Origin of the sequence: Novosphingobium sp. UBA1939 (assembly GCF_002336885.1) — a bacterium.
Classification (GTDB): domain Bacteria; phylum Pseudomonadota; class Alphaproteobacteria; order Sphingomonadales; family Sphingomonadaceae; genus Novosphingobium.
Genome location: NZ_DDFB01000073.1, coordinates 1 through 11,652, shown reverse-complemented (window position 1 = coordinate 11,652; position 11,652 = coordinate 1). Strand labels below are relative to the sequence as shown.

Sequence of the window (11,652 nt, the reverse complement as noted above, 5' to 3'; positions counted from 1 at the left end):
AGGCGGTCGTTGTCGCGCTGGTGCAGCCCGATCGAGGGTTCGTCGAGCACATAGAGCACGCCCGAAAGGCCCGAACCGATCTGGCTGGCCAAGCGGATGCGCTGGCTTTCCCCGCCCGACAGCGTGCCCGACGTGCGATCGAGATTGAGGTAATCGAGGCCGACGTTGTTGAGGAAGCCCAGCCGCTCGTTGATTTCCTTGAGGATCGCCTTGGCGATCTGGCGCTGCTGGTCGGTCAGTTTCTCCTCCAGCGTGGAGAACCACGCCAGCGCGTCGGCCACCGAACGGCGAGTGGACATCGAGATGTCCTCGCTCGCGATCTTCACCGCCAGCGCCTCGGGCTTGAGGCGCGCCCCGCCGCAGGTCTCGCACGGCTGCGCGGTCTGGAACTTGCCCAGTTCCTCGCGCATCCACGCGCTTTCGGTCTGGAGCATGCGGCGGTTGAGATTGCCGATCACCCCTTCGAACGCCTTGGTGACGGTGTAGCTCTTCTTGCCATCGACGAAGGTCAGCGGCACGGCCTTGCCGCCGGTGCCATAGAGGATCACCAGCCGCACCTCGCCCGGCAGCTTCTCCCACGGCGTTTCCAGGCTGAACCCGAAATGCGCGGCCAGGCTGGACAGCACCTGCATGTAATAGGGCGACGGCGGGTTGGACTTGGCCCAGGGCACGACCGCGCCCTGCTTGAGACTGAGCGCCTCGTTGGGCACGACCAGTTGCGGATCGAACAGCAGCTTCTCGCCCAGGCCATCGCAGGCCGGGCACGCGCCCTGCGGCGCGTTGAAGCTGAACAGGCGCGGCTCGATCGATTCGATGGTGAAGCCGCTGACCGGGCAGGCGAACTTTTCGCTGAACACGATGCGGTTGGGCGGCAGGCCCGCGCCCTTGAGATTCCCCTCCCGCTTGCGGGAGGGGTTAGGGGTGGGCTGCGCAGGCGCGGCATCCGGGTCCGGCCCACCCCCATCCCCTCCCGCAAGCGGGAGGGGAGAAGCAGCCAGCGCCTCCGCCACCGTCGTATCCGCCAGGTCGATATAGGCCAGCCCCTCGGCCAGCTTGAGCGCCTGTTCGAAGCTGTCGGCCAGCCGGGTCTGGATGCCATCCCGCACGGCGATGCGGTCAACCACCACCTCGATGTCGTGCTTGTACTTCTTGTCGAGCGCGGGGGCTTCCTCGATCGCGTAGAGCTCGCCGTCGATGCGGACACGGGTGTAGCCCGCCTTCTGCCATTCCAGCAGTTCCTTGCGGTACTCCCCCTTGCGGCCGCGCACCACCGGCGCCAGCAGATAGGCGCGCGTGCCTTCGGGCAGGGCCATCACGCGATCGACCATCTGGCTGACCGTCTGCGCGCTGATCGGCAGGCCAGTGGCCGGCGAATAGGGCACGCCCACGCGCGCCCACAGCAGGCGCATGTAGTCGTAGATCTCGGTGACCGTCGCCACGGTCGAGCGCGGGTTGCGGCTGGTGGTCTTCTGCTCGATCGAGATCGCGGGGCTGAGGCCGTCGATGTGCTCGACATCCGGCTTCTGCATCATCTCGAGAAACTGGCGGGCATAGGCCGACAGCGATTCAACGTAGCGGCGCTGCCCTTCGGCATAGATCGTATCGAACGCGAGCGAGGATTTGCCCGAACCGGAAAGCCCGGTGATCACGATCAGGCTGTCCCGCGGGAGATCGACATCGATACCCTTGAGGTTGTGTTCACGGGCGCCACGGACGGAAATCTTGCTGAGCGACATGGGCACCCGTGTTCCAGATTTGTTCACAGAGCGCAAGACGGCTCTTGGGGAGAAGCGCGCTATCTGGGAAGGGCATCGCGGAAGGGCAAGGGGCCAAGGAAACGGTTGATGAGCAGAGCGTGTCCGCTGTCACGGACAGGGGACCAGGCCCATGCCATAGCGCTTTACGAAAGTGCTAACCGTGTCGTGTCGGTACAATTCGAAATTCATTTTGGATGTTACGGCCGGTAACGGATAAGAAACCATGAAACGAGCAAGGCCGGCCGCAGCACTGAAGCGGATCGGCGGGGATCTGCAAGACCGTGACGGACACAGACCACCATTGCAGGGCGCCAGCCACCCACCTGTTTGGTGGGGGAGAGCAGGCAAACCACCACACCCGGGCCATCTCGTTGAAAGCCCAGGACAATTTCACGCGGCATTTCGCGGAGAGCTTTGCTTCCGCGATGACCCAGACGCGCAACGATCGCACCAAGGTGCCATCGGACCGCTAGGCCAGAAGGCTCTTTTCGCACCGATTCGCCGGGCCGGGTGTGCGCGGCATCACAGCCGCCGACGCCGAGGCGCGTCACCCGCTGCGCGACAACCTCTGGACCGCTGCCCCCCGCCCGCGAGGAGAAGGGAGCAGCGGCGGAACATCGCCATCGGCGTGGCACAGGTGACGACGATGCCCGGACGAACGGACGGCGGCCCTGACGAGCCGGCGTGCGGCTCAGGCCGGCTCCAGCACCAGGCTGGCGGCGGCGGTATTGCTGATGGGGATGTGGTAGTTCCGGGTGACCTCGCTCAGCGGGCCATCGCCCAGGGCACCCCGCGCGGCGATCCAGTTGAGAATCTCCACCCCCTGCGTCCCGGCCAGTTCGGCCACGTCCTCGGCCGAATGGCGCGTCAGCGCATCGGGATCGGCCGCGAGATGGTCGAGGCAGAAGCGATCGTAGTCGGGGTTCATGAACCCGGCGCGCGGGCCGTCGAGCTGGTGCGAAAGGCCGCCCGTGCCCACCACCAGCACCCGCTCCGCACCCGTCCACGAACGCAGCGCCTTGGCCACCGCGCGGCCCAGCGCCAGGCAGCGTTTCGGTGACGGCAGCGGATACTGCACGGTATTGATGGCGATCGGCACCAGCCGGATCGGCCAGGCCGGCGCATCGGGATAGACCAGCTCGAAGGGGATCGACAACGCATGGTCGACCAGCATCTTCTGGCAAGTGGTGATGTCGAACTCGGACGCAACGAGTTCCTCGATGATGTGCCAGCTCAGCTCGGGGTGACCGGTGAAGCTCTTGTACACCGGCAGGCCCCAGCCTTCGTCGGCGTTGTCGTAGGACGCCGCCGCGCCGACCGCGAACGTGGGCATCTTGTCGAGGAAGAAGTTCAGCCCGTGATCGTTGTAGAACACCACGGCCACGTCCGGCTGGGCTTCGGCAAGCCAGGCGCGGATCGGGGGGTAGCCATCGAAAAACGGTTTCCAGTAGGGCTGCTGCTGGTCTCCGCGCACGATCGCGCCGCCGATGCCCGGCACGTGGCTGGTGAAATAGCCGCCGACGATGTCCGCCATCACGCGTTCTCCCTACCGGTGGAAACGACCATGTCGGACGCGATCTTGGCGCGTTGCGACACAAGGTGCGCCTTGAAATCGTCCAGGCTCATGCCGGTCTGGAGCGAGCCGAGATCCTGCACGTTGAGGCCGAAGATGCCGGCCAGCTTGGCCAGATAATAGACGTTGCCGCCGGCTTCGATCATCGCCAGCACATCGCGGTCCGCCACCGCCTTGCGCTGTTCGGGCGTCAGCGCGAACTTGCGGCAATAGCCGTCCTCGTCGGCGCGGAACGCCTCGCGGTTGGCGGCGTCGTTGAACGAATAGCACATTGCGTTCAGCGCGAAGCCGCGCCGCGCCATGCCGCCATCGAAAAGGGTGGTGCCGGGGATGGGCGGCCGCCGCCGCACTTCCGCACTCGCCATGGTCATTGTCCTGCTCTCCCGGATCTGGGTGTTGCTACCTTCCCGACAGATTCGGACCCTAAGGCGACAAGGCCGAATTGCTTTGACTCATATCAATCCCATGAAACCGGCCCGGCGAAACCGAAGCGCGAACAAAGTTACGTAACATCCTTGCGCAAACGCGCCGCGCGTGGTTACTCTGCGCGCATGGCCATGACCAACGCCGAGCGCCAGCGGCGCTACCGACAGAAGCTGAAAGCCCGCGCCTCGGGCGATGCGGTGGCCGATCAGGTGCGCGGCGCGATGGACCGCGCCATCGATGCGCTGTGGGCCTATCACGAACGCCCGGCGCCCAGCGGGCTACGCTGGTCCGATATCGACGGCTGCACGACGCTGGCGGAATACCGGCTGGAACTGGAAGACGCGCAGGGCGCGCTGCTCACCGCTTGCCGCGCGTTCCTGCCCGATTTCGACGGCCTGAGCCGCGAGGAAGCGATTGCCGTGTCCGCCGTGATCGAGATCGCCGAAATCATCGGCGCGATCCCCCCGCAGCCCCGGACCTTGCCGGAAGAACCGCTGCCCGAGGACTGACGCGCGCCCGAGGACTAACGCGCGAACGCCGGTCAGACGACCAGCCGGTAGCCCACGCCCGGTTCATTGCGGATGAGCGAAGGCGCGCCCGATGCGCCGTCCTCCAGCTTGCGACGGATGCCCCGCGCGGCCACGCGCAGGTATTCCACATCTTCCTCATGCCCCGGCCCCCAGACCGTGCGCAGCAGATGCGCGTGCGTCACCACCTTGCCGGCATGGGCTGCCAGTTCGGCGAGCATCGCATATTCGCGCGGGGCAAGGTGCACTTCGTGGCCGTCCCGGCGCACGATCCGCGCCAGCAGGTCGATCTCCACCCCGCCCGCGCGCACGTTGCCGGTGACCGCGCCGGGCGCGGCGCGATGACGCAGCGCGGTACGCAGGCGGGCCAGCACCTCGTCGAGATCGAACGGCTTGGTCACGTAATCGTCCGCGCCCAGATCGAGCGCCGCCACCTTCTCCGCCGTGGCATCGCGCGCGGAGAGTATCACCACCGCCGCCCCCGCACCGCGCAACAGCGGCACCAGTTCCAGCCCGTCGCGATCCGGCAGGCCCAGATCGAGCAGAACCGCCTGCGGCCCGACCTCGGCCAGCGCGGCCAGCGCCTCGCGCGCGGTTGCGGCCTCGAACGGCTGGTAACCGGCCGCGGCCAGAGCCGAGACGAGCAGCGCGCGGATCGGGGCATCGTCCTCCACGACCAGCAGCGGGACGGGATCGGTCATGCCATCTCCTCCTCCGGCGCCCCGGGCGCGCGCACGAGATGCGGGGGCATATGCACGGCGAAGCGCGCGCCCTGCCCGTCGGCACGGTTGCCCGCGCGCACCGTCAGCCCCATCGCTTCGGCAAAGCCTTTCACGATCGCCAGCCCCAGCCCCGATCCGCCGGTGCGATCAGACCCTTCCAGCCGCGTGAACATGGCGAACACGCGCTGCTCCTCGCCCGGCGGCAGGCCGGGGCCGCTATCCTGCACGGAAAGGACAAGGCCGCCATCCGCCGCCGTCTCCGCCGCCACGGTGATCGTGCCGCCCGGCCCGCCATGCTTGGCCGCGTTATCGATCAGATTGATGAGGCAGTGATGGAAAAGCTGCGGATCGAGCAGCGCCAGCGGTAGGTCATCGGGCATGGCCACCGCGATCCGGCGCGCGCCCAGCACCGGCCGCAAGTCCTCGATCGCGCTGCCGGCGGCCTCGGCCAGATCGACCAGCTGCACCATCCGGTCCAGCGCGCCGGTCTCGATCCGCACCATGTCGAGCAGATTGGCAACAAAGCGATTCAACCGCTCCGCCTCGGTCCGCGCGGCGGCAAGCTGCGCTTCCTGTTCGGGCACCGCCGCGCGCATCGCGCGCAGGGTGGCCAGCACGGTGGTCAGCGGGGTACGCAGATCGTGGCTGACCGACGAGAGCAGCGCCGCGCGCAACCGATCGCGCTCCTGCACCTCGCCCAGCGCGCGCGCCTCCTCCTCCGCCACGATGCGCGACAGCGCCAACCCGCACTGGTCGAGCAGGCTGCGCAGCAACAGCGCCTGGCCGGGGTGCAGCGGCTCCCCCGCGTCGGCGCGGCCCACGCCCATCACGGCCACCGCCCCGGCCGGGCCGATCACGGGATGGAACAGCCATTCGGACGCGGTCAGGGTTTCGGAGCCGGGACCGGCGGGCACGGCGTTGTCAAAGCACCACTGCGCCGCCGCCATCTCGATCAGTTCGATGCGGTGCTGCGGCGGCGATGAGGCGCACAGAACCAGGCCATGGTCGCCCGCCTCGACCGGAGCGCGCACCAGCACGATCGTCCGCACATCAAACAGGCGCGCCACCTCCTCCGCCACCACGCTCCACACATCGTCGCGCCGGCTGAGCCCGGTGAGCCGGCGCGCGAAGCCGGCCAGCGCGGCGTTGCGATCGGCCCGCGCTTCCGCCAGCATCGCCTGCTCCCGCACTTGCGCGGCAAGCTGGCTGCCGACCACCGCCACTCCCAGCAGGATCAGCAGCGTGATGAAATGCTCGGGATTATCGACCGACAGCGTGTGCGTGGGCGGGATGAAGAAGAAGTTGTACGCCAGCGAGGAGGCGAGGCCCACGACCACGCCCGTCGCCAGCCCGTGCCGCGTGCCCGCGTACATCACCGGAATCAGATAGAGCAGCCCGATGTCCGTGCTGTTCCCCCGCGCGAACAGCACGCCGCCGATCAACGTAACCAGCGCCACCAGCGCGAAGGACACGAGATAGCCGGTACCGCTGCCCCAGCGCCCCTCGCGCCGGTGGGGGTCGTGGCTTTCGGGGATGGACAGGTCGCTCACCCGCGCTGGATGCGCGGCTTCGGAGCGCTTGTCGAGTGCGCGAACGGCCCCACGCCGCAATTGACTTGGCCGGCGCATGATGACAGCGGTTGGCCATGCCCGGCGCGCATGACCGGGCGGGAGAGGCGATCATAGCGAGCACGCTCTTCGGCAAGGCAATGATCCGGCTGCGGTCGCACCGGCTGGTCGGCTATGCCATGGTCCTGCTACTGGGCATCGCCGCAGTCCAGGCCGTGGCCAGCCTCGCCTTCTACGAAACGATCGACCGCGAAACGATCCGCGAGGACCACGCCCGCCGCGTGGCGGAGCTGCTGGTGGTCAGCGAACGGCTGCACGCGATCGATCGCGATGCGCCGGCCACGATCATGTCGACCAGCCACCTGCAGGCGGGCGTCGCCTCCTCACCCGCCGTCCGGCGCCAGGGCGAAGCGCGCGCGGCGGTGGACATCCGCCGGCTGGTGCTGGCGTGGGAGCCGGCGCTGGCCGGACGCACCCTGCTACTCGATGTGGTGAAGGGGCCGCGCGGGCAGCGCGATCTGGTGGGATCGATGCGGCTGGGCGACGGCGCCTGGCTCAATTTCCGATCGCCCGATGTCGCTTCGGGCTGGGCGGTGGCGCTGCGGGCCACGATCATGACCCTGCTCGCCACCGTGCTCTGCGTGGGGGCCGGGCTCTATGCCTTGCGCGCGTTGATGCGGCCGCTGGCGCAACTGGCGCGCGCGGCGGACGCCATGGCCCATGGCCAGCCCGCTGCGCTGCGAGAAAGCGGACCGGCGGAACTGCGCGATCTGGCCCGCTCGCTCAACGACATGCAGGCCCGCATATCGGGGCTGGAAACCGATCAGGCCAAGTCGTTCGAGGCGATCAGCCACGATCTGCGCACCCCGCTCAGCCGGCTGAAGATCGCGTCCGATTTCGTGGACGACAGCGACATCTCGCGCATCGTCAGCTCCAGCACGGAGGAGATGGAGGCGATGCTGATGTCGCTCCAGTCGTTCCTGCGCGCGCAGCACATGACGGCGGACGCGGCGGAGGTCGATCTTGTCGCCATGGTGCGCGATCTGCTGGCGTCGCTGCCGGGCGAAACCCACCTGGAAGCGCCGCCCGTGGCGCTCGCCCGCACCTATCGCGAACCGCTGCTGCTGGCGCTGACCCCGCTGGTGGAAAACGCGCTGCAATATGGCGAGCGCGCGCGGGTCACGATCAGCGGGCAGGACAGTCGCTGGCGGATCGAGATCGCCGACGACGGCCCCGGTATTCCGGAAGACTGCTTCGATGCCGTGCTCGATCCCTTTTTCCGTCTCGACAGTTCCCGTGCGCGCAACACCGCCGGCTTCGGTCTGGGCATTCCCACCGCGCACCGCCTGCTTCAGCGCTTCGGCGGTCGACTTTCGTTCCGCAACGGCGGGCCGGGGCTGATCGCCTGCGTCGATGTGCCGACCGCATAGCGCCGCGCGGATCGCCATAAAGAACCCGTAAAGTCCGTGGTATGCCTGCATCGACGCGACTAACGGGCCGACCCATGGACGAATCCGGAAATTCTTCGCAACACGGCGCGCATCCCAACGAGGGGCTGGCNNTGGGCGCCATCGGCGTGGTGTTCGGCGACATCGGCACCTCGCCGCTCTATGCGCTGAAGGAAAGCTTCATCGGGCACCATCCGCTGGCCGTGGACCGGGCGCACATCTTCGGCGTGCTGTCGCTGATCTTCTGGACGATGATGCTGATCGTCACGATCAAGTACGTGTTCGTGATCCTGAAGGCCGACAACAAGGGCGAAGGCGGCAGCCTGGCGCTGCTGGCGCTGATCGGCCGCCGCATGGAAGCCGGGCGCTGGAGCGTGGGGATGACGGTGCTGGGCCTGATCGCCACGGCACTGTTCTACGGCGATGCGATCATCACGCCGGCGGTTTCGGTGCTGTCCGCCGTCGAAGGGCTGACCGTGGTCCACGAAGCCTTCGCCGAACTGGTGCTGCCGATCTCGATCGCGATCCTGATCGTGCTGTTCGCCATCCAGTCGCGCGGGACGGCGGTGGTCGCCCGCCTGTTCGGCCCGGTGATGCTGGTCTATTTCGCCGTGCTGGCGGTGCTGGGCGTGGCCAACATCGCGCAGGCGCCCGAAGTGCTGGGCGCGGTCAACCCGATCCATGCGCTGCGCTTCTTCCTGATCGATCCGGCGCTCGCGTTCCTCGCGCTCGGCTCGGTGGTGCTGGCCGTGACGGGGGCCGAAGCGCTCTATGCCGACATGGGCCACTTCGGCCGCAAGGCGATCATGGTGGCGTGGCTGTGGGTGGCCTTCCCCTGCCTGCTCATAAACTACCTCGGCCAGTCGGCACTGCTGCTCAAGAACCCGGCCATGGTGGAAAACCCGTTCTTCCTTATGGCGCCGGACTGGGCGCGGCTGCCGCTGGTGATCCTGGCCACGCTGGCCACGATCATCGCCAGCCAGGCCGTGATTTCGGGCGCGTTCTCGATCTCGCAACAGGCGGTGCAACTGGGTTTCCTGCCGCGCATCCGCATCCGCCATACCAGTGCGAGCGCGGCCGGGCAGATCTACGTACCGCTGGTCAACTGGCTGCTGCTGGCGCTGGTCATCCTGCTGGTGCTGGGCTTCCGCACATCGAGCAACCTTGCCTCCGCCTATGGCATCGCGGTGACGGGCACCATGTTCATCACCGCCTGCATGCTGGGCGTGCTGACGTTCGCGGTATGGAAATGGCACCCGGCCATGGCCACGCTGGTCACCGGCGCGTTCCTGATCGTCGATGGCGCCTATTTCGCCTCCAACGTCACCAAGATTCCCGATGGCGGCTGGTTCCCGCTGCTGGTCGCGGCGATCACCTTCACGCTGCTGTCCACCTGGGCCACCGGACGGCGCATCGTGCGCGACCGGCTGGCCGAGGACACCATGCCGTTCGACCTGTTCGTTGGCTCGGTCGTGGCGAAAGTGAAGCGCGTGTCCGGCACCTCGGTCTTCCTTGCCTCCACCGCCGATGGCATTCCGCCCGCGCTGCTGCACAATCTCAAACACAACCACATCCTGCACGAACGCGTGGTGATCCTGACCGTCGTGACCGAGGGCGTGCCGCATGTCCCCGCGGAAAAGCGCCGCGAACTGGAAGACCTGGGCCACGGATTCTACCGCATGATCGTGCATATCGGCTTCATGGACGAAGCCGACCTGCCGGCGGAACTCGCCGTCGAGGATCGCGCTGGTGGTCCATTCAAACCGATGGAGACAAGCTGGTTCCTGGCCCGGCAGACGCTGATCCCGTCATCGCGCCCCGGCATGGCGATCTGGCGCGAAAAGCTGTTCGCATGGATGGTGCGCAACGCCGAAAGCGCGATGCAGTTCTTCCGCCTGCCATCGAACCGCGTGATCGAATTGGGCAGCCAGCTCGAAATCTGACGCACGCGCCTGCCGCCATGTAAAAACGTGTCACGCAAACCGCGTGGTCGTGCGTCGAAACGGCGGTATTCCGGTATCCCCAAACCGACGATCCGGATGTAATCGGCATACATCCGTTCCCGGCCAATCGCCCGATTGATGCCCCCGGACCCGCCCCATAGAATCAGGGTCAATCACGGGAACCGGGGATCGTTGCATGAAGAAAATAGTTGTCGTTCTTGCTGGCGTCGTTCTGCTGGCGGGCTGCTCCGAAGCCAAGGAGGAAGCAACGGCTTCCAGTGCTGCCGGCGAGAGCGCAGCCGCGAGCAAGCCCGCTGACGGCATGACCGGCGTTGCCGAATGCGATGACTATCTCAACAAGGTCATGGCCTGCATCAAGGACAAGGTGCCGGAAAGCCAGCGCGCGGCGATGGAGCAGGCGATCCAGCAGTCGAAAGCCTCGTGGGCTTCCATCCAGGACAAGGCCGCCCTCGCGCAATCGTGCAAGGCCGCTTCGGAACAGGCCAAAGCAACCTATTCCGCGATGGGCTGCAAACTCTGACCCCCCGACGCTGGACAACAGCGCACGCCTGACCCTGGAAGGCCCGGTGCTCCCCCGCACCGGGCCTTATTTTGCGGCCGTCTCAGAATGCGATCCGCACGCCGGCCATCACGCGGTTGCTGGGCACGCCGCCGATCTGCTGACCGTCGGTATGCACGTCCACTTTCACGCCCGGCGCGATCTCCTTCTCGGCAACGGGGGGCTGGTCTTCGCTGAACGTGTCGGGCAGCGGCCGCACCCGATACTTTTCGCGATCGTTCGCGGCGCACACCACGATCTCGCCATTGCGGCCGGGGCGGCACGAACCACCTGGCTCCGCCGGCTTCACGGTGGCAAGATCGAAGACGTTCTCCCGCGTGCTCGCGGTGCGCTCGATCTGCACGGGCGGCGCATCGATGGCCGGCATGGGCACCCTTTCAGCGACGACGATCTGGCATAGACCAGCAGCGTGACCAGAATATGGCGCGCCACCAAGCGATAGCCTAAGCTCCCGTCCATGACCGGACTCGTCGCGCAGTTGGGCTTGGCCCATCCCATCATCCAGGCACCGATGGCGGGCGTCTCCACCCCGGCGATGGCGGCGGCGGTCAATGCCGCCGGAGGCCTCGGCTCGATCGCCGTCGGCGCGACCGACGCGGACGGCGCGCGGGCGATGATCGCGGACCTGAAGGCCCGCACCGACCGCCCGTTCAACGTCAATGTCTTCGTCCACGCGCCGGCCGCGGCCGATCGCGCGCACGAGGCGGCGTGGTGCGCCGGGCTGGCACCACTGTTCCGTGAATTCGGCGCGGAATCGCCGACCGCGCTGCGCGAGATTTACCGCAGCTTCGCCGAGGACGACGCCATGCTGGCCGCGTTGGTGGAGGCACGCCCCGCCGTGGTCAGCTTCCACTTCGGCCTGCCCGGAGCGGACCGCATCGCCGCGCTGAAACAGGCCGGATGCCTGCTGCTGGCCAGCGCCACCTCGCTGGCCGAAGCGGATGCGGCGCGCGTGGCGGGCATCGATGCGGTGGTGGCGCAGGGGTTCGAGGCCGGCGGGCATCGCGGCATGTTCGATCCCGACGCGCCGGACGAGCAACTGGGCACGCTGGCGCTGACCCGCCTGCTGGCACGGCGCGCGGGCCTGCCGGTAATCGCGGCGGGCGGC

At 67.5% G+C, this 11,652-nt stretch carries 10 protein-coding genes and 1 pseudogene; 5 read left to right on the top strand and 6 right to left on the bottom strand.

The window, feature by feature from the left end; translation table 11 throughout:
* The 3 genes and pseudogenes from B3547_RS10255 to B3547_RS10245 form a co-directional block, all read right to left on the bottom strand.
* Nucleotides 1-1,736 (bottom strand): annotated as a pseudogene (locus B3547_RS10255) (excinuclease ABC subunit A); the annotation flags it as partial.
* A gap of 712 nt (nt 1,737-2,448) precedes the next feature.
* A complete protein-coding gene (locus B3547_RS10250) occupies nt 2,449-3,291 on the bottom strand; it encodes a class III extradiol dioxygenase family protein (RefSeq protein WP_124808222.1) in 843 nt (280 codons plus the stop codon).
* A complete protein-coding gene (locus B3547_RS10245) occupies nt 3,291-3,701 on the bottom strand; it encodes a protocatechuate 4,5-dioxygenase subunit alpha (protein WP_292962736.1) in 411 nt (136 codons plus the stop codon). Before B3547_RS10245 ends, B3547_RS10250 begins: the two co-directional genes overlap by 1 nt.
* A gap of 180 nt (nt 3,702-3,881) precedes the next feature.
* Here B3547_RS10245 and B3547_RS10240 point away from each other — a divergent pair, with 180 nt between their 5' ends.
* Entirely contained in the window at nt 3,882-4,265 is a 384-nt protein-coding gene (locus tag B3547_RS10240) for a hypothetical protein (protein ID WP_124808220.1), read from the top strand.
* A 32-nt stretch (nt 4,266-4,297) separates the two neighbouring features.
* Here the strand turns inward: B3547_RS10240 and B3547_RS10235 are convergent, their stop codons facing one another.
* Nucleotides 4,298-4,984 carry a response regulator gene (locus B3547_RS10235; protein WP_292962734.1) on the bottom strand — a complete coding sequence of 229 codons (687 nt, stop codon included), beginning with the start codon at nt 4,982-4,984 and terminating at the stop codon, nt 4,298-4,300.
* Nucleotides 4,981-6,555: an ATP-binding protein gene (locus B3547_RS10230; protein WP_292962731.1), complete on the bottom strand. Its 1,575-nt coding sequence runs from the start codon at nt 6,553-6,555 to the stop codon at nt 4,981-4,983. The genes B3547_RS10235 and B3547_RS10230 overlap by 4 nt, the downstream gene beginning before the upstream one ends.
* Before the next feature lie 95 nt (nt 6,556-6,650).
* On the opposite strand from B3547_RS10230, the gene B3547_RS10225 reads away from it, so the two are divergent.
* From B3547_RS10225 to B3547_RS10215, 3 genes are all read left to right on the top strand, one after another.
* On the top strand, nt 6,651-8,003 hold the full coding sequence (locus tag B3547_RS10225; protein WP_292962728.1) for an ATP-binding protein: 1,353 nt from the start codon (nt 6,651-6,653) through the stop codon (nt 8,001-8,003).
* A gap of 74 nt (nt 8,004-8,077) precedes the next feature.
* Nucleotides 8,078-9,964 (top strand): potassium transporter Kup, encoded by a 1,887-nt coding sequence (locus B3547_RS10220; RefSeq protein WP_292962725.1) that lies wholly within the window; start codon nt 8,078-8,080, stop codon nt 9,962-9,964.
* A gap of 196 nt (nt 9,965-10,160) precedes the next feature.
* Complete coding sequence (locus B3547_RS10215; RefSeq protein WP_292962722.1) at nt 10,161-10,505, top strand: hypothetical protein; 345 nt, start codon at nt 10,161-10,163, stop codon at nt 10,503-10,505.
* Between the two features lie 82 nt (nt 10,506-10,587).
* Here the strand turns inward: B3547_RS10215 and B3547_RS10210 are convergent, their stop codons facing one another.
* Nucleotides 10,588-10,911, bottom strand: coding sequence for a hypothetical protein (locus B3547_RS10210; RefSeq protein ID WP_292962719.1), 324 nt, complete (start codon nt 10,909-10,911; stop codon nt 10,588-10,590).
* A gap of 90 nt (nt 10,912-11,001) precedes the next feature.
* Between B3547_RS10210 and B3547_RS10205 the strand changes: the two genes are divergently transcribed.
* Nucleotides 11,002-11,652 (top strand): NAD(P)H-dependent flavin oxidoreductase (locus B3547_RS10205; protein ID WP_292962716.1); only part of this gene is annotated, 651 nt, incomplete at its 3' end.